Genomic DNA, 19002 nt, shown 5'->3' with positions numbered 1-19002 from the left:
AGGAGTTTTTAGATGTATAATTTATTAAGAATTTTTTTCAATCCATATTCTAGCATTGACAAAAGCTTCTGCCCAAGGAGAAACTTCATCGTTTCTATTAGTTGGGTAGTTTGCCCAGTTCCATTGGAATATAGAACGTTCAATATGAGGCATCATAACTAAATGTCTGCCGTCTTTACTACTCATCATAGCAGTATTATAATCCGATCCATTAGGATTTGCAGGATAACTTTCATAGCCATATTTGGCAACAATATTATAAGCGCTTTCTTCCATAGGTAGGTTAAACTTACCTTCTCCATGCGAAATCCAAACTCCTAATGTACTACCTGCTAAAGAAGAAAGCATTACAGAATTATTTTCTTGAATTGTTACAGAGGTGAAATTACTCTCGTGTTTGTGAGAATCATTATGAAGCATTTTTCCGTGAACTTCGTGTTCTGGGTTAATTTCTTCTAATTCCATAAATAACTGACAACCGTTACAAATACCTACTGAAAGTGTATCTTCTCTTTTAAAGAAGTTTTGTAAAGCTGTGTTTGCTTTTTCATTGTATAAAAATGCTCCAGCCCAACCTTTTGCCGAACCTAAAACATCTGAATTACTAAATCCACCAACTGCACCAACAAATTGAATATCTTCTAACGTTTCACGACCACTTATTAAATCGGTCATATGAACATCTTTTACATCAAACCCAGCTAAATACATTGCATTAGCCATTTCACGTTCACTATTACTTCCTTTTTCGCGAATGATTGCTGCTTTAGGTCTTGGTTTGGTTGCATCAATTTCAGGAAGTTTTCCAGTAAAATGTTTTGGGAATGTAAATTTTAAAGGTTGTTTTTTATAATTATCAAAACGATCTTTTGCTAAACCGTTTGCAGTTTGTTTATCATCTAATAAATAAGAAGTTTCGTACCAAGTGTCTCGTAATTCAGGAACATTAAATTCTAATTCTTCTCCATTATTTTTGATTTTAACTGATTCACCTCCAACTGCATTTCCTATTTCAAAAAATTCAACATTGTTTTCTTTTAAAATTTGAGGAACATCATTTGAAGCACTTTGGAAAATAATTCCACTATTTTCAGCAAATAATACTTTTACAGTGTCAGCTTCATTTAAAGCAGAAATATCAATGTTTAAACCAATATTCTCTTGAGCAAAGGTCATTTCCAACAACGTAGTTAGCATACCTCCAGCAGAAATATCATGTCCTGCTAAAATAGTATCATCTTTAATTAATTGTTGAATGGTATTAAAAGCATTTTTAAAACTAGCAGCATCTTTAATTGTTGGAGTTTCAGTACCAACTTTATTTTGCGTTTGTGCAAAAGATGAACCACCTAATTTAAAATTATCCTTAGATAAATTTACGTAGTATATTTTGTTTAAGTCATTTTTTTGCAGGACTGGCTCAACTACCTTAGTTACATCATCACAATGTCCAGCTGCTGTAATTATTACTGTACCAGGAGATAGCACTTCATCATTAGGGTATTTTTGTTTCATTGATAAAGAATCTTTACCCGTTGGAACATTAATACCTAAATCAATAGCAAATTCAGAAACTGCTTGTACAGCTTTATATAATCGAGCATCTTCACCTTCATTTTTACAAGGCCACATCCAGTTTGCAGATAAAGAAACAGATGCTAATTTATCTTGAAGTGGTGCCCAAATAATGTTTGTTAAAGACTCGGCAATTGCATTTTTACTACCTGCAGCAGGATCAATAACTGCGCTTACTGGAGCGTGTCCCATTGCAGTTGCAATACCTTCTTTACCATTATAATCCAACGCCATTACACCAACATCATTTAATGGTAATTGTAAAGGTCCGGCACATTGTTGTTTGGCAACTTTACCACCAACACAACGGTCTACTTTATTTGTTAACCAATCCTTACAAGCAACAGCCTCTAGCTGTAAAACTTGTTTAATGTAATTATATATTTCATCTTTACAGTAAGATAGTTCTTGATAATTTCTAACGACAGTTTTATCTGTTAAAATAGTTTTTGGCGAACTTCCAAACATATCGTTCATTTCTAAATCCATAGGTTTTTCACCTGTAGTTCCAGATTTAAAAGTAAATCTATCATCGCTAGTTACTTCACCAACTTCATAATATGGTGAGCGTTCACGATCTGCAATTTTATGCAAGTAGTCGGCGTCCTTTTCTCCAATAACCAATCCCATTCGTTCTTGAGATTCGTTTCCAATAATTTCTTTGGCTGAAAGTGTAGGATCTCCAATAGGTAATTTATCTAAATCGATTAATCCACCAGTATCTTCAACTAATTCCGACAAACAATTTAAATGACCACCAGCTCCGTGATCGTGAATAGAAACAATAGGATTAACATCACTTTCTACCATTCCTCTAATGGCATTGGCGGCTCTTTTTTGCATTTCAGGATTTGATCGTTGTACAGCATTTAACTCTATACCACTTTCAAAAGCACCGGTATCCGCAGAAGATACGGCAGCACCACCCATTCCAATTCTATAATTATCACCACCTAAAATTACAATTTTATCATGTTCTTTAGGAGTGTCTTTTAATGCTTGATCTTCCTTTCCATAGCCAATTCCACCAGCTTGCATAATTACTTTATCAAATCCTAATTTTCTAGTATCTTCTTCGTGCTCAAAAGTTAATACAGAACCCGAAATTAATGGTTGTCCAAATTTATTTCCAAAATCTGAAGCGCCATTGGATGCTTTAATTAAAATTTCAATTGGAGTTTGGTATAGCCAGTCGCGTTCTTTCATTCCTTTTTCCCAAGGTCTATTTTCGTTTAAACGAGAATAAGACGTCATATAAACTGCTGTTCCTGCTAATGGCAAAGATCCTTTTCCACCGGCCAACCTATCTCTAATTTCACCTCCAGAACCTGTTGCTGCACCATTAAATGGTTCAACAGTTGTAGGGAAGTTATGTGTTTCTGCTTTTAAGGAAATGACAGATTTAAATTCTTTCTTTTCATAAAAATCTGGTTTGTCTGCTGTTTTTGGAGCAAATTGTTCTACAATTGGTCCTTTTACAAAAGCAACATTGTCCTTATACGCTGAAACAATACCGTTATGATTAGTTTCTGAAGTTTTTCGAATAAGTTTAAATAGGGAAGAAGGCATTTCTTCTCCATCAATTACAAATGTTCCGTTAAAAATTTTGTGACGACAGTGTTCTGAGTTTACTTGTGAAAATCCAAACACTTCAGAATCGGTTAATTTTCTACCAATTTTTTTACTGATACCATTTAAATACTCAACTTCTTCTTCACTTAAAGATAATCCTTCTTGCTGATTGTACGCTTCAATATCGTTAATTTCAAGAACAGGTTCAGGTTTTATATCAATGGTGAACAAATCTTGATTTAAACTTTCAAATTTTTGAAAAATCATAGGATCAAATTCTTCACTTTTTGTTGAAGCAGTAAATTCCTCAATTCTTAAAATTCCATCAATCCCCATATTTTGAGTGATTTCAACAGCATTGGTACTCCATGGAGTTATCATTGCTGCACGTGGACCAATAAAAAAAGCATCTATGGATGCCTCGTTTATCTTTGGTTGATTTCCAAATAGCCAATTTAATTTTTCAGTGGTTTCCTGCGAAAGTTCTTTTGACGTTTGTACAGCAAATATTTTACTGTTTTTGTTTCCAAAGAAATGAATCATATCTTGATTTTTAAGTAATTTGTTAGAAAACGCAAATTTAACTAAAATATTAGAAAAACGAGTTTTTCAATTGTGGTTATTTATGTACTTATTAAATGAGTTTTAAACAATTTGCTTAACTTATATATTGTTTTTTTATACTTTGTTAAATAGTTAACAAGGCTTAGTGTTTTTGTAAATTAAAAAGATTAAACGTGTTGAAGTTTTAAACAATTTTATATATTTGTAGCACAAAATTAAAAAAATGACATTTATTCAATTTCATCATCATCATTTAAACTCTTGTAATCAAGCGAGCTGAAGATGTATTGAATATTATTAAAATATATTATAAACCCGTTTGAGTAAATCAAGCGGGTTTTTATTTGTAAATCACGTAAGTTTACTTAAACACATTATTAAAAAAAAATGAGCAAAATTAAAATCGCAGTTCAAAAATCTGGAAGATTAAACGAAGATTCATTAAAATTATTAAAAGATTGTGGTATTTCTATTGATAATGGTAAAGACCAATTAAAGGCTTCATCAAGTAATTTTCCAATGGAAGTGTTGTATTTACGAAATGGAGATATTCCTCAATATTTAAGAGATGGTGTAGTTGATATAGCAATAATTGGTGAAAATGTATTAATTGAAAAAGGTACTGATATTGGAATTGCAGAAAAATTAGGTTTTTCTAAATGTAGAGTTTCAATAGCGGTACCAAAGGATGCGGAGTATAAAAGTATTCAAGATTTAGATGGAATGAGAATTGCAACATCTTACCCAAATACAGTTGTAAATTACTTTAAACAATATAATGTAAAGCCAGATATTCACCTTATTAATGGTTCAGTTGAAATTGCACCAAATATTGGTTTAGCTGATGCAATTTGCGATATAGTTTCAAGTGGTAGTACTTTGTTTAAGAATAACTTAAAAGAAGTTGAGAAAATGCTGACAAGTGAAGCAGTTTTAGCAGTTTCACCAAAAATTTCTGACGAAAATCAAGAAATTTTAAACAAATTACAATTCAGAATTAATGCAGTTTTAAAAGGGAGAAAATCTAAATATGTATTAATGAATGCTCCAAATAACAAAGTTGAAAGCATTATTAAATTACTACCAGGAATGAGAAGTCCAACTGTTTTACCTTTAGCTGAAGAAGGATGGAGTTCTATTCACACAGTTGTAGAGAAGAATTCATTTTGGGAAGTAATAGATGAATTAAAAGCAAATGGAGCAGAAGGATTATTAGTAGTTCCAATAGAAAAAATGGTACTTTAATTTTACAATTAAACATTAAGGTTTTTGAAAATGAATAAAATATATAATCCTGAAAAAGTTGAATGGTCCAATATTTTAAAAAGACCAACTCAAACTGTTGCAGATATTGAAGAAAAAGTAACAGCTATTTTTAAAGATATTAAAGCAAATGGAAATGATGGTATTAAGCGCTATTCCTCAATTTTTGATGGGGTTGAGCTAGAAGATTTATTTGTTACCGAAGAAGAAATTAACGAAGCAGCAAAGTTAGTTTCTGAAGATTTAAAGCAGGCAATCTTATTGTCGAAAAAGAATATTCATACATTTCATACTGCTCAAAAAACAGAAAAAGTATATACAAAAACTGCAGAAGGTGTTGAATGTTGGCAAGAAAAAAGACCAATTCAAAAAGTAGGTTTATACATTCCAGGCGGAACTGCACCTTTATTTTCATCGGTTTTAATGTTGGCTATTCCAGCGCAAATTGCAGGTTGTAAAGAAATTGTTTTATCAACTCCACCTAATAAAAAAGGGAAAATTAATCCAGCAATAATTTATGCCGCGCAGCAATGTGGTGTTACAAAAATTTTAAAAGTAGGAGGGATTCAGGCTATTGCAGGTTTAACATTTGGAACAGAAACCATTCCCCAAGTTTATAAAATTTTTGGACCTGGTAACCAGTTTGTAACTGTGGCAAAACAATTGGCAACAAAATATGGTGTTGCAATAGATATGCCAGCTGGACCAAGTGAATTATTGGTTGTTGCAGATGAATCGGCAAATGCTAGTTTTGTAGCCTCAGATTTGTTAAGCCAAGCCGAACACGGAACAGATAGTCAGGTTATTTTGGTTACAACTTCAAAAAATAAATTAAGTGAAGTTGAAATAGAGCTTGATAAACAACTAGAAAAATTATCAAGAAAAGAAATTGCAAAAAAAGCAATTGAAAATTCAAAGTTAATATTTGTAAATAACAAGCAAATTGCTTTAGAAATGATTAACGAATATGGTCCTGAACATTTTATTGTTTGTACTAATGATAATGATTTTTATGTAGATGGAATAGAAAATGCAGGTTCGGTATTTATTGGTAATTATACACCAGAAAGTGCTGGAGATTATGCGTCAGGAACCAATCATACATTACCAACAAATGGATACACAAAAGCCTATTCGGGTGTAAATTTAGATTCGTTTTTAAAAGCCATATCATTTCAAAAGATATCAGAAAAAGGTATTCAAACAATAGGAAAAGCAATAGAGATTTTGGCAGAAGCAGAAGGATTGGATGCTCACAAAAATGCAGTAACTCTTCGTTTAAAAAGTTTAAATAAATAAAATTGCCTTAAAATGAAAATAAAAGATTTAGTTCGTGATAACATAAAATCCTTAAAACCATACTCTTCTGCAAGAGATGAGTTTAAAGAGTTTAATTCGGATATGATTTTTTTAGACGCTAATGAAAATCCTCACGAAAATGGAGTAAATAGGTATCCCGATCCACAACAAACTACTGTTAAAAAGGAATTGGCAAAAATTAAAAAGGTTAAAGAAAATCAAATTTTACTTGGAAATGGAAGTGATGAAGTTCTTGATTTAATTTTTAGAGCCTTTTGCGAACCAAAACAAGACAATATTATAACATTGCCACCAACATATGGTATGTATAAAGTTTTAGCTAATATTAATAATATTGAGGAAAGAGAAGTATTATTAACCAAAGGTTTTGAACCAAGTATAAAACTTATTTTAGAAAGAGCTGATAAAAACTCTAAAATTTTGTTTTTATGTTCACCAAACAATCCAACGGGTAATTCTTTTTCAAAAGAAAGTATAGAAGTATTATTAAGTACATTTAACGGAATAGTAGTTCTTGATGAGGCTTATATTGATTTTTCTTCAAAGAAAAGTTGGTTAAAACGTCTGAATGAATTTCCAAATTTAATTATAACTCAAACTTTATCTAAAGCCTATGGAATGGCTGGCATAAGATTGGGTATTTGTTATGCTTCTTCTGAAATAATTTCAATTTTAAATAAAATTAAACCACCTTATAACGTTAACAAATTAACCCAAAAGAAAGCTCTAAAAAGGTTATTGAATATTGGTGACGTAAAAGCTGAAATTAAAAAAATTTTAAAAGAAAGAAGTCGACTAATTAAAAAATTAGAAGATGTAGAATATGTTGAAGAAATTTATAAAACAGATGCCAATTTTGTATTGATAAAAGTCGATGATGCAAACAAAAGGTATGCACAATTAGTAGAAAAAGGGATAGTTATTAGAAATAGAACAACACAACCACTATGTGATAATACATTGCGATTAACGGTTGGTACAAAAAAAGAAACCAAGCTTTTAATTAAAGCACTTAAAGATATTTAAATGAGTAAAAAAGTTTTATTTATTGACAGAGATGGTACTATGATAAAAGAGCCGGCAGATGAGCAAATTGATTCATTTGAGAAATTAATATTTTACCCAAAAGTATTTACTTATTTAAGTAAAATTGCTAAAGAGTTAGATTTTGAATTGGCAATGATTACAAATCAAGACGGTTTAGGAACAGATGTGTATCCTGAAGAAACTTTTTGGCCAGTACATAATTTTATTATGAATTCTTTTGAAAATGAAGGAGTTGTTTTTAACGATGTTTATATAGATAAAACATTTCCACATGAAAATGCTGATACTCGCAAGCCAAAAACGGGTTTACTAACTAAGTATTTTTCTAATGATTACGATTTAGAAAATTCATTCGTAATTGGAGATAGATTAACCGATGTTGAATTAGCTAAAAATTTAGGAGCAAAAGCAATTTTTATTAATGACAATACCAATTTGGGAACCGATGAAATTTCAGTAAAAAGAAATGAACTCGATGCTTTTATTGGATTAGAAAGTAATGATTGGCAAAAAATTTACGAGTTTTTAAAATTGGAAAACCGCACAGCTGAATTGACACGCAATACCAACGAAACTAAAATCTACATTAAGTTAAACTTAGACGGAAGTGGTAAAAGTAAAATTTCAACAGGTATTGCATTTTTCGATCACATGCTAGATCAAATCTCTCGTCACGGAAATATGGATTTAACAATTCAGGTTAATGGAGATTTAGAAGTTGATGAGCACCATACCATTGAAGATACTATGATAGCTTTGGGTGAAGTGTTTGCAAAAGCATTGGGAAATAAATTAGGTATTGAACGCTATGGTTTTTGTTTGCCAATGGACGATTGTCTGGCTCAAGTTGCAATAGATTTTGGAGGTAGAAATTGGCTTGTTTGGGATGCGGATTTTAAACGAGAAATGATTGGGGCAATGCCAACAGAAATGTTTTATCATTTATTTAAATCGTTTACTGATGGTGCTCGTTGTAATTTAAATATAAAAGCAGAAGGAGAAAACGAACATCATAAAATTGAAGGGATTTTTAAAGCTTTTGCTAAAGCTATTAAAGTAGCCGTAAAACGTGACCCAGAAAAAATGATTTTACCAAGTACAAAAGGAATGTTATAAATTTTGCTTTTAGCCTTTAGCCATTTGCTAAGAGCCAAAAGCCAAAAGCTAAAGAATGAAAATAGTAATAATAAATTACGGAGCAGGAAATATACAATCGATCAAGTTTGCAATAAAACGTTTAGGATTTGATGCCATTTTAACAGATAACGAAGAAGAAATTAGAAGTGCCGATAAAGTAATCTTTCCTGGTGTTGGAGAGGCAAGTAGCGCAATGGAAATGTTAAAGGCTACAGGATTGGACAAAGTTATCCCAACCTTAAAACAACCCGTTTTAGGTATTTGTTTAGGAATGCAATTAATGTGCAAGTATTGCGAGGAAGGAAATACAGAGGGTTTAAATATTTTTGATGTTGATGTAATTAAATTTGATGGTACAGAAAAAGTTCCCCAAATTGGATGGAATCAGATTGAAAATTTAAAATCGAATTTGTTTAAAGGAATCAAAGAGAAGGAATATATGTATCTCGTACATAGTTTTTATGTGCCTTTGAATGAAGAAAGCATTGCAACTACCAATTATGGAATTAAATATGCTTCAGCGTTAAAAGAAAAAAACTTTTACGGAGTGCAATTTCACCCAGAGAAGAGTAGCAAAGCAGGTGCTCAAATATTACAAAACTTTTTAGAATTATAAGATGAGAATTATCCCAGCAATAGATATCATAAACGGTAAATGCGTGCGTTTATCAAAAGGCGATTATGCAACTGAGAAAATATATAATGAAAACCCATTAGAAGTAGCAAAAATGTTTCAAGACCACGGAGTGAGACATTTACACTTGGTAGATTTAGATGGTGCAAAAGCAAGTCATATTGTAAATTATAAAGTGCTAGAAACTATTGCTTCAAATACAGAGTTATCAATTGATTTTGGAGGTGGTTTAAAATCTGATGAAGATTTAAAAATTGCATTCGAAAGCGGAGCTAATCAAATTACGGGAGGAAGTATTGCAGTTAAAAATCCAACTATTTTTAAAAAATGGTTAAATGAATTTGGAGCAGATAAAATTATATTAGGTGCTGATGCTATGGATGAAAAAGTGGCTGTAGGTGGTTGGTTAGAAGAATCTGATAAAGAGTTAGTACCATTTATTCAGAATTATGAAAAAGACGGTGTAAGCTATGTTATTTGTACTGATATATCTAAAGATGGTATGCTACAAGGACCTTCATTTGATTTGTATCAAAAAATATTGAACGAAACAAATAATATTAAGTTAATAGCTTCAGGAGGAATTTCAACCTATGATGAATTACCAAGATTGGCAGAAATGGGATGTGAGGGCACTATTGTTGGAAAAGCAATTTACGAGCATAAAATTAGTATGAAACAAATAGAACAATTTATATTAAATAATTAATTGTCATTACGAGGAGTGAAACGACGTGGTAATCTGCTTTTTTGAATGAGATTACTTCAATTCATTCGTAATGACGAAATAGAAGAAAATGTTAACAAAAAGAATAATTCCTTGTTTAGATATTAAGGATGGAAGAACGGTAAAAGGAGTAAATTTTGTAGATTTACGTGATGCTGGTGATCCTGTTGAATTAGCAGAAATATATGCAAATGAAGGCGCTGATGAATTAGTGTTTTTAGATATCACAGCAACAGAACAAAAGCGTAGAACGTTGGCAGAATTGGTAATGCACGTTGCAGAGAAAGTGAACATTCCATTTACAGTTGGTGGTGGAATTTCGTCTGTTGAAGATGTAGATTTACTTTTAAATTCTGGAGCCGACAAAGTATCTATAAATTCTTCCGCAGTTAAAAATCCGCAATTAATAAATGATTTAGCTGCTAAATTTGGAAGTCAATGTGTTGTGGTAGCTATTGATGCAAAGAAAATTAATGGAGAATGGATGGTACATTTAGTTGGAGGAAAGGTACCTACAGATATTAAATTATTTGAATGGGCAAAAGAAGTTGAAGAACGGGGAGCAGGTGAAATTTTATTCACTTCTATGAATCATGATGGAACTAAAAATGGATTTGCAAATGAAGCTTTGGCTTATTTAAGCGAATTGGTAAATATTCCAATAATCGCTTCGGGAGGAGCTGGAAATATGCAACATTTCGCAGATACTTTTATAGAGGGAAAAGCGGATGCAGCATTGGCGGCAAGTGTATTTCATTTTAAAGAAATTGAAATAGTAGATTTAAAAAAGGAGTTAAAAAAGAAAAATATACCGGTAAGGTTGTAGTAAATAGTTGTTATTCTGAATGCAGAGCAACGAATTGAATAATCTCATATATGGTTTTGAGATCTTTCGTTGTCACTCAGGATAACAGTTAAAATAATATTATAATAAACAATTATGACAATAGATTTCAATAAAAATAGTGATGGATTAGTTCCAGTAATTATTCAAGATTTTATAACTAGACAAGTGTTAATGTTGGGTTATATGAATAAAGATGCTTACGAAAAAACGGTAGAAACAAGTAAAGTAACTTTCTTTAGTAGAACCAAGCAGCGTTTATGGACAAAAGGTGAGGAAAGTGGAAACTTTTTAAACGTAGTTTCTATTAAAAACGATTGTGATAATGATACGTTATTAATTAAAGTAAAACCTGAAGGTCCAACTTGTCATAAAGGTACAGATTCCTGTTGGAATGAAACCAACGAAGCTTCATTTGGATTTTTATCTGAATTGGAAAACGTAATTAAAAGCAGAAGAATGAATGCTGATGCTGAAAAAAGTTATGTGGCATCATTATTTAAAAAAGGAATTAATAAAATTGCGCAGAAAGTAGGTGAGGAGGCTGTTGAAATTGTGATTGAGGCTAAAGATGACAATGAAGAATTATTTTTAAATGAAGGTGCAGATTTATTATTTCACTATTTAATTTTATTACAAGCTAAAGGATATACTTTAAAAGATATTGTAAAAATATTAGAAGGAAGACACTAGTAATAAACCTTTATATAAAGAATTAAAAAAGCCGTAATTAATTATTTAAATACGGCTTTTTTAATTGTATTAGTTTTTATTTTACCGAAGGAATTTGTCCTTTAAATTCTAATCTTATTGGGTAGGCGTACTTGTAGTTTGGTTTTTTTGGTAAACTAATTTCTAAACCATATTCAGATTGTTTAATTTTTACACGTCCTTTTCCACCAATTAGTTTAATAGATTTTAGTGTTTTTAAATCTAATTTTGAAAGAGATTGAATTAGTAATTTTCCGTTTTCAGGCCATTTTAATGATGTAATATATAATACTGTGTTTTTTTTATTACGAGTAAAACGAACATCTTTAGTGGTTGCGGTATACATTTTATGTCCTGTTTCGTTTGTTTCTCCCCATTTATCACCAACATCTCCAAAAACTTCATAAGGTCGTGTTTTGTAAACCGCTTCTTCGCATATTTTTAACCATGCTCCTAATTCAAACATCATAGTTTTTTGTTCTTCAGGAAAAGTTCCATCTGGTCTAGGAGCAAAAGACAACATTAACACACCTCTTTTGCTAATTATATCCATTAACTGGTCTACAATCATGTTTGTTGGCTTAATTGGTGTTCCTTCCACAAATCCCCAGTTATGATCATCGTACACGCAATCATCAGTTTGCCAAACCATTTTACCTATAGTATTCATACCTCCACGCTCATAATCACGCACTGCAGAACCTTCTTTATAAAATTTCGATTTATAATTTAATACCACATTAGGATTTCCAAATGTTCCTTTGCCATTTTTAACCGCGCTATTGTAATAATGAGCGCCAAATTCTTTTCTGCGAGATTCCCAAACAGGAAGTTTAAAACCCCAATCAAAATAATATAAATCTGGTTTATACATATCAGCTAATTCTTTAGTTCTAGCTAACCAACGATTCATATCACGCTCACTAGGTTTCACCAAACCACGGGAACGAGGTATCCAAGTTTTGCGTTCTTCACCATTGTAAATTCTAACAGTATCTGCACTTTTTTGCACTATTGGATTTCCGTATAAATCTTGGTATTCAGGATTAGTTGCGTCATATCTGTTTATATGATTCCATTGAAAAAATGCATAATTCCAAGCGGTATGGTTTGAAACCCCAAATTTTAATCCTCTTTTACGAACAGCTTTTTCAATTTCGCCTACTAAATCACGTTTTGGCCCCATATTAACTGAATTCCATTTACTTAATTTGGTATCCCATAAACAAAAAGAATCGTGATGAGCTCCCATCATAGTAAAGAATTTTGCCCCACCTTGAACACATAAATCCGCCCATTCATCAGCATTAAAATTTTCAGCTTTAAACATTGGAATAAAATCTTTGTAACCAAATGTTTCTGGAGGCCCATAGGTTTCATTATGGTGTAAATGAGTAGCTAAGCCTTGATTGTTTCTACTACTTTGATCTTTTTGTGAATACATCCATCTTCCATACCATTCTGCTGCATGATTTCCTTTAAAAGCAGGTACTGAATAAACTCCCCAATGTACCCAAAAACCTAATTTTGCATCTTCATACCATTCTGGAGCTTCATAATTTTGAAGTGATTTCCATTCGGGTTTATATGTTTCAGAATTTGATTGTGCAAAAATAAAACTGTTTACACAAAAAAGTATTAGTATTGAATTGCGAATTTTACGTTTCATATTTTTTATTTTCAAATAAAAATAATTCTTAATAGGTGATTTTATGGTCCTATAAGTAAAAGGTATGTATCTACAAATAAACCCATAAAGGTTAAGCTTTATTTTGTTGTCATATCCATTACAACCTTAAAACTTCCTTCTGTAGTTTTTCCGTTAGAATGATTAATTAAAAATCCATATCCAGATATATATTTTCCATTTGGAAGTTTTTGATCAACCAAACCCATATTAACAGTTACAATAGTTCCGTTTGCAAAAGTACTACGTTGAACCATTTTATCAACACTTAAATATTTATGGCTTAGTAGCTCTTCAAAAGCTGTTTCTTTATGTAATGGAGCCATTAATTTTACAGCTTGTTTTATCATAGGGCGAATTCCTGGATATTCATAAGGAGGTACAACATACATAACTTCATTCCCATACAACATATTACGTAAACTACGCACAGAATAATCTCCATTTAAGTCATAATCATTATCTGGAGATTGCCAACGGTTAGTTGTCATCATAGCATCATGATACACTAAATTGAATAGTGGAGCTTCAACAAATGGTTGTGTATCTTTTTTTTGATTTAAAGGAGCCATTCCTTCGGTTCTGTGCCAATATTTAACTGAAAGTTCTGTTCTTCCAACGCGCTCTTGACTAACTGGGATTCCTAAATCACCAAGATATTTTCTCAATTCTTCATCTTGACCAGAATCACTATAATTTGCATTAAACCCTACTTCATCATTAGCTTTAGTCCAAACATCCATTGCAGTTGGCACCCATCTTTTAGGGTCTGTTTGTGCCCATCTGTTTTTAAAAATATAAGAACCATCTTTATTTTTAGCTAAAAGATTATAATCATAATCAGGGTCATGTTCTAATAAGCAACCCCAATTGGTATAGCAACAAACATTGTAATCGTATTTTTTAATAAGGTCTACAGCGTTTTTAAGTTCTTTAGTTCCTCCAGCTTCTTTATTTGGAGGCCAATGATGAGGTGGATATTTATCCCATACACCCCAAAGGTTCAACCATAATCTTTCAACATTTAAATTATCGTGTAAATCGGTTACAATTTCTTTTACATCGTTAAAAGTAAATGCCATACCAGGGAAATTTACATAATGAGGATAGCCACCATAAAGATGTAAGTAAATATCACCAGCCATAAGATTTACACGAGGTGCTTTTTTTGCTTTCTCTTTTAATGAAACAAAATAACCTTTTTCTATAGCTAATTTGCGGTAATGTTTTGCCATATCTACATATGTCCCATTTGGCATAAAGTGAAAGGTCACAAAATTTTTATCAGATAATTTATTTAAGTTCCAAACAGGATATACACTTAAAATTCTTGGGTATGTTGACTCTTTGTTATATTCAGCAATATATTTATCACGATTGTTGTAATTAAGAATGTATTTCATTTTAACGGAGCCATTTTCTGGAATAATTGTCATTGCAGCAGATTTTTCACCTTCAATTCCAAACCAAGGCATTGAAATACCATGACGTTCAACTCCCATTTCACCTACAGCTTTTCTTTCTTCGTACATAGAATCATCAAAAACACCGAATTTAGAATTTCGCATAGGATATATGTATGATGGGACAACAACTCCTTGAATATATGGTATGGCAGCTAAACCACGTTCTACTTCCGTTTTTTGATAAAAACTTCGTAATGGATATTCTAGTGTATTGGCTTTATAATCTTTTGGAATAACAACGTTGTCAATTTTTGCAATTACATCTGAACCGACTTTGCCGAAAGAAAGAGAAGTTAGTACTTCAATACCATTAATTATTTTCCCTTTTGGAGTTGAAGGATTTTTAAAAAGGATTTCGATTTTTATTTTGCTTACTACATTAATGCTGATAGATTTTGATGTAGAAAGATCAATCAAAATTTCTTCTTTGTTTGCTGTGTAAAGCTTTAGTTGAGCTGCTGAATTTTTCCAAGGATCTGACTTCCACAGATAATCACTTTTTTTTTCTAATACTGTAAAACAACCATTTTCTTTATTAACTTCAATTTTTAAAGATTTATTTTCTATAGAAGTCTTATCAGTTTGTGTATAACCAGTTGTTACAGTTAAAAACAGCAAGTAAAATAATAGGTTTTTCATTGGTAATCTTATTTTTTTGTGTTTATTTTAAGTTTTTGATTCCATTTTCTTCCTTAACTTGTTCAATAATATTTTGCATTTCTTGTGCCTTGTCAAGGTATTTTTCAACGATATTATGCTGTTCTGAAGGATCTTCTAAAAGATTATATAGTTCAGGTTTTTTTACAATTTTACTTGGATTGTGTTTGCCCATTTTTGGTTCAATGTATTTCCAATTTCCCTTTCGTAAAGCCAACTGAAATCGTTCTTCAATTAAGTATGGCAAGCCTTCTTTTTTTGTTCCTAGAAAAACGTCTAACATATTTCTACTATCAATAGCTTCTTTTGAATCAAGCGTATAACCTGTAAGAGCAGCAAAAGAGGCTAAAAAATCTACCTGACTTACTAAAGCATTAGAAACAGTAGGTTTTATAGTACCCGGCCAACTAACAATAAACGGAATACGTGTACCACCTTCATAAATTTGATATTTTCCGCCTCTCCATTTTCCAGAACCATCATGTCCTCGATCAACTTCACCAAGCGTTCTTAAAACGGTTGTTCCATCTTTATAACCATCATCATAAACAGGACCATTATCACTAGAAAAAATGACTATAGTATTTTCACTTAAGCCTTGTTCTTTTAGTATTTTATTAATAGCTCCCACAGTCCAATCTAATTGAACCATAGCATCGACTCGGTATCCAAGTTCTGACTTTCCTCTAAAGCGAGGATGCGGAACTCGTGGTACATGAATATCTTGAGAAGCTAAATAGAGAAAGAAAGGTTTCTCTTTATTTTTTATAATGTATTCTTTTGCTTTTCCAACTAAAACATCTGCCATAGTTTCATCGTTCCAAAGCGCTTTTTTTCCACCAGACATATATCCTAATCTTCCAATGCCGTTAATAACACTATTATCATGCATAAAGGTGCTTTCGTAATAAGTCATTGCTTCACGGTTTTTTTGTCCATCAGGGTATTGAGTACTTCCTTGTTTTTGTACTTTTTCAATGGCATCACCATTATAACTTCCGGTTACATAAATAGGATCGTTGGCATCGTAATTATAAACCTTATAGTTTTCGAGATATACACAAGGAACTCTATCATTAGTGGCTGGTACTAAAAATGAATAATCAAAGCCTAATTCAAGTGGTCCAGGTTTTACCTCAGTATTCCAATCGTTAGGTTTATCCTTTGATCCAATACCTAAATGCCATTTTCCAATTACACTAGTTGCATAGCCACTTTCTTTAAAAACATCAGCTAATGTTTTCATATCTGTAGGAATAATTAGAGGAGCATCTGGAGGTAAAATACTTGCTCCGTATCGAAAAGCATGTGTTCCTGTTAAAAGTGAAAATCGAGAAGGAGTGCAAGTTGCAGCACTACAATGACCATCGGTAAAACGAATTCCGTTGGCTGCTAAGTTGTCTATATTTGGAGTAGGAATTTTAGTAGCACCATACACTCCAATATCGCCAAACCCCACATCATCTCCATAAATTATAACCACGTTAGGCTTGGTTTTTTCTTTTTGATGAGAACAAGCAAATAACCCAAAGCATAGAATTAGTGTAATGCTTTTAGTTAGTTTAGATTGAAGTTTTTTCATAATTATATTGTTTTGAAGGGCTAGTTTTAATCTTATTTTTCTTTTTGTACTTCATACAATTCTCCTTGAAAATGCTCCTTGAATTTCACTTTAAATCCTTTGGTATGTAATTCTTCACCAATACCTTTAAAAACCTTTTTTTTGTTTGGTGCTAGTGTAACTTTATAAGTGGCTTTTGGATCTAAATAATTTACAGTTACCCACATTTCTTTTTGAAAAGACTTTTGTTTAAAAACTCCAATAATACCACCAGATTTAGTAGCTGTATTAATACGCTGGAAACCATCCCAAAATCCATCTTGAGGTTCTCCAAAACCCGGTAAATCTTGGCGATACGTCATAAAGTTATGTGAATTTTGCATCTCTTTTAACCAGCTAGCCATTTCTTTAATTTCTTTGCGTTTTTCGGAAGTTAAATTTCTAGGGTCACCTAAAACAATTGGTAATGCACCTGCCAAAGATTTCATTGAAAACATAAAATTTGGGTCATCTAAACCTTGATTTCCAATAACCATTGATGCTGCAGGAATTGTTGGAGTGCGTGACCAAGCAAGTTTTCGAACTTTTAAACTACCTAAAGGCGCGGTATCTACAAAATTTGATAACCAATTTCCATCTGCATGTTTGCACATTGCTAAATCAATTAAGTGTAATGCACCCATAGTTTCAAATGTACAATCAATAAATAGGTTAGGGGCTGCTTCATGTAATTCATCAAATAATTGCCAAGTTCCTTGATACATTTCAAGCATAGATTCATTTCGATCTTTATGATTGTGATTTTTGGCATGACAACCAGATCTTGTTTTGTCAGATGTATAAGCGCCTGTAACAGCAGCAAAATCGCCTTTAATGTATTCTAAACCATATTCATTAACCATTTTAAGTATAACATTTTTTATATAGTCTCTCCAACCTGTGGTTAAGCACATAGATTTAGATTCCCAACCATAGAGTTGCTCTTTATCTGTATGTAAATTAATATCATCTCCATTAGCTTTTTTAACTGTCCATTCAGGATGATTTTTATATACCTCACTTTTTGTTTCTGCAGAACACAAACTAATCCAAACTCCAGGTTTCATTCCTTTTGATTTTATATAATCAAAAATTGGTTTTAAACCATTTGGAAATTTTTCTTTGTTTACTCCCCAATCGCCATAAGAATCTTGCCATCCATCATCAATTATAAATTCTTGTACACCACATTCGGCAGCCGCATCAATTAAGCTATACATCATTTTTTCATTAATGTTATGTTTAAATGGTGCCCAAGTATTGTATACAAATGTTGGCATTTCTTTTACTTGAAAAATTCTAGCTCCTAGATGTTTTCTAACATAATCATTTACACTTGTATTTAAAATTTTTGAAGGATCATCGGTATTGTTATAAATTCCTGAAAATACCCAAGTGCTTTCCCAAGAAGTATTCGGTTTTATCCATTTACGAAAGCCAAAATTTTGCTCAATATGAGTTAACCCAACTGTTAACAAACTTTGTTGTAAAAAAACGGAAGTTCGTTTCATAACTCCGGGAGCTTCATTTCCTAAAAAGATTCCTTTTCGTTCTTTATGGTTATGAACTACAACTACAGGATCGTAACAGTTACCAATAAACTGACCTAAATGTTTTTGACGACCATAATCATTCATTATCCAACTTGCAGTTCCTACACCTCCGCCAGCAATTTTAAGTCGCTCAACATCTAAGGATTCAATTTTTAGTTCTTTATTATAGGTATTAAATATTTCAATTTTTTTTCGAACCATTGGTAAGTTTGGGTACACTAAATATGTTATGGCAATGTTGAAATTTGATGTTTTAGATTTTAAAAATAGTTTGATACCATCTTTAATGTACTTATGACTATTATAATCCCAGCCACTTAAGCCAGTGTGCTTTTTATCATTTAACAAAAAGCTAAATTCATCAGAAGTAGAAACCGTAAACTTATCGCTATCTTTTTTGTTGAAATTTTTATTGTTTTGGATAAATTCTTCATTATCCTTAAGTAATTTATAACTTATTGTGGTAAGCTTTCCATTAGAGTCTAAATTAATTTTACGTTGAAAAACACTATTTTCTAAAAGAAGCACATTGTTCTTAAATGATATTTTTACTTGGGCAAATATTGAAGAGTTGATACCTATGATTAATAAAAGAAACAGAATAAAAAAGGGTTTATAAAGTGTTGCTATTTTGTACATAATGAA

Annotated in this window: 13 protein-coding genes; 8 read left to right on the top strand and 5 right to left on the bottom strand. The window is 31.7% G+C overall.

Annotation, left to right across the window (positions count from 1 at the left end; all coding sequences use genetic code 11):
- Window positions 1-24: 24 nt before the first annotated feature.
- Window positions 25-3690 (bottom strand): phosphoribosylformylglycinamidine synthase, encoded by a 3666-nt coding sequence (gene purL / locus Q0776_RS09275; protein WP_298367374.1) that lies wholly within the window; start codon window positions 3688-3690, stop codon window positions 25-27.
- Window positions 3691-4098: 408 nt separating this feature from the next.
- On the opposite strand from purL, the gene hisG reads away from it, so the two are divergent.
- The 8 genes from hisG to hisIE all read left to right on the top strand — a co-directional run bounded on the left by hisG (window position 4099) and on the right by hisIE (window position 11376).
- The gene (hisG, locus tag Q0776_RS09270) at window positions 4099-4956 is read left to right on the top strand and encodes an ATP phosphoribosyltransferase (RefSeq protein WP_298367372.1); all 858 of its coding nucleotides are present in this window, start codon (window positions 4099-4101) and stop codon (window positions 4954-4956) included.
- A gap of 30 nt (window positions 4957-4986) precedes the next feature.
- Entirely contained in the window at window positions 4987-6273 is a 1287-nt protein-coding gene (gene hisD / locus Q0776_RS09265) for a histidinol dehydrogenase (RefSeq protein WP_298367371.1), read from the top strand.
- A gap of 12 nt (window positions 6274-6285) precedes the next feature.
- A complete protein-coding gene (hisC, locus tag Q0776_RS09260; protein WP_298367369.1) occupies window positions 6286-7320 on the top strand; it encodes a histidinol-phosphate transaminase in 1035 nt (344 codons plus the stop codon).
- Window positions 7321-8457 carry a bifunctional histidinol-phosphatase/imidazoleglycerol-phosphate dehydratase HisB gene (gene hisB / locus Q0776_RS09255; RefSeq protein ID WP_298367367.1) on the top strand — a complete coding sequence of 379 codons (1137 nt, stop codon included), beginning with the start codon at window positions 7321-7323 and terminating at the stop codon, window positions 8455-8457.
- 55 nt (window positions 8458-8512) lie between these two features.
- Window positions 8513-9094: an imidazole glycerol phosphate synthase subunit HisH gene (gene hisH, locus Q0776_RS09250; RefSeq protein ID WP_298367365.1), complete on the top strand. Its 582-nt coding sequence runs from the start codon at window positions 8513-8515 to the stop codon at window positions 9092-9094.
- A 1-nt stretch (window position 9095) separates the two neighbouring features.
- A complete protein-coding gene (hisA, locus tag Q0776_RS09245) occupies window positions 9096-9821 on the top strand; it encodes a 1-(5-phosphoribosyl)-5-[(5-phosphoribosylamino)methylideneamino]imidazole-4-carboxamide isomerase (protein ID WP_298367361.1) in 726 nt (241 codons plus the stop codon).
- Window positions 9822-9909: 88 nt separating this feature from the next.
- Window positions 9910-10665: an imidazole glycerol phosphate synthase subunit HisF gene (hisF, locus tag Q0776_RS09240; protein ID WP_298367359.1), complete on the top strand. Its 756-nt coding sequence runs from the start codon at window positions 9910-9912 to the stop codon at window positions 10663-10665.
- Window positions 10666-10779: 114 nt separating this feature from the next.
- Complete coding sequence (gene hisIE, locus Q0776_RS09235) at window positions 10780-11376, top strand: bifunctional phosphoribosyl-AMP cyclohydrolase/phosphoribosyl-ATP diphosphatase HisIE (protein WP_298367357.1); 597 nt, start codon at window positions 10780-10782, stop codon at window positions 11374-11376.
- Between the two features lie 76 nt (window positions 11377-11452).
- Here hisIE and Q0776_RS09230 read toward each other — a convergent pair whose 3' ends face one another.
- The 4 genes from Q0776_RS09230 to Q0776_RS09215 all read right to left on the bottom strand — a co-directional run bounded on the left by Q0776_RS09230 (window position 11453) and on the right by Q0776_RS09215 (window position 18996).
- Entirely contained in the window at window positions 11453-13063 is a 1611-nt protein-coding gene (locus Q0776_RS09230) for an alpha-L-fucosidase (RefSeq protein ID WP_298367355.1), read from the bottom strand.
- Window positions 13064-13161: 98 nt separating this feature from the next.
- Window positions 13162-15186: a DUF5696 domain-containing protein gene (locus Q0776_RS09225; protein WP_298367354.1), complete on the bottom strand. Its 2025-nt coding sequence runs from the start codon at window positions 15184-15186 to the stop codon at window positions 13162-13164.
- A gap of 22 nt (window positions 15187-15208) precedes the next feature.
- Window positions 15209-16786: an arylsulfatase gene (locus tag Q0776_RS09220; RefSeq protein WP_298367353.1), complete on the bottom strand. Its 1578-nt coding sequence runs from the start codon at window positions 16784-16786 to the stop codon at window positions 15209-15211.
- 32 nt (window positions 16787-16818) lie between these two features.
- Window positions 16819-18996: a glycoside hydrolase family 36 protein gene (locus Q0776_RS09215; RefSeq protein WP_298367351.1), complete on the bottom strand. Its 2178-nt coding sequence runs from the start codon at window positions 18994-18996 to the stop codon at window positions 16819-16821.
- Window positions 18997-19002: the final 6 nt, after the last annotated feature.

The sequence above is a fragment of the uncultured Lutibacter sp. genome, assembly GCF_947495725.1.
Taxonomy (GTDB): Bacteria; Bacteroidota; Bacteroidia; order Flavobacteriales; family Flavobacteriaceae; genus Lutibacter.
The sequence above is the reverse complement of the archived record's forward strand: the minus strand, read 5'-3'. Positions and strand labels throughout refer to the sequence as shown.

What these genes read in the sequence shown, in the direction of transcription:
- Q0776_RS09220 (WP_298367353.1), bottom strand. Translation starts at nt 16,786, where the DNA reads ATGAAAAAACTTCAATCTAAACTAACTAAAAGCATTACACTAATTCTA.
- hisH (WP_298367365.1), top strand. Translation starts at nt 8,513, where the DNA reads ATGAAAATAGTAATAATAAATTACGGAGCAGGAAATATACAATCGATC.
- hisB (WP_298367367.1), top strand. Translation starts at nt 7,321, where the DNA reads ATGAGTAAAAAAGTTTTATTTATTGACAGAGATGGTACTATGATAAAA.
- purL (WP_298367374.1), bottom strand. Translation starts at nt 3,690, where the DNA reads ATGATTCATTTCTTTGGAAACAAAAACAGTAAAATATTTGCTGTACAA.
- hisC (WP_298367369.1), top strand. Translation starts at nt 6,286, where the DNA reads ATGAAAATAAAAGATTTAGTTCGTGATAACATAAAATCCTTAAAACCA.
- Q0776_RS09225 (WP_298367354.1), bottom strand. Translation starts at nt 15,186, where the DNA reads ATGAAAAACCTATTATTTTACTTGCTGTTTTTAACTGTAACAACTGGT.
- hisA (WP_298367361.1), top strand. Translation starts at nt 9,096, where the DNA reads ATGAGAATTATCCCAGCAATAGATATCATAAACGGTAAATGCGTGCGT.
- hisF (WP_298367359.1), top strand. Translation starts at nt 9,910, where the DNA reads ATGTTAACAAAAAGAATAATTCCTTGTTTAGATATTAAGGATGGAAGA.
- Q0776_RS09215 (WP_298367351.1), bottom strand. Translation starts at nt 18,996, where the DNA reads ATGTACAAAATAGCAACACTTTATAAACCCTTTTTTATTCTGTTTCTT.
- hisIE (WP_298367357.1), top strand. Translation starts at nt 10,780, where the DNA reads ATGACAATAGATTTCAATAAAAATAGTGATGGATTAGTTCCAGTAATT.
- hisG (WP_298367372.1), top strand. Translation starts at nt 4,099, where the DNA reads ATGAGCAAAATTAAAATCGCAGTTCAAAAATCTGGAAGATTAAACGAA.
- Q0776_RS09230 (WP_298367355.1), bottom strand. Translation starts at nt 13,063, where the DNA reads ATGAAACGTAAAATTCGCAATTCAATACTAATACTTTTTTGTGTAAAC.
- hisD (WP_298367371.1), top strand. Translation starts at nt 4,987, where the DNA reads ATGAATAAAATATATAATCCTGAAAAAGTTGAATGGTCCAATATTTTA.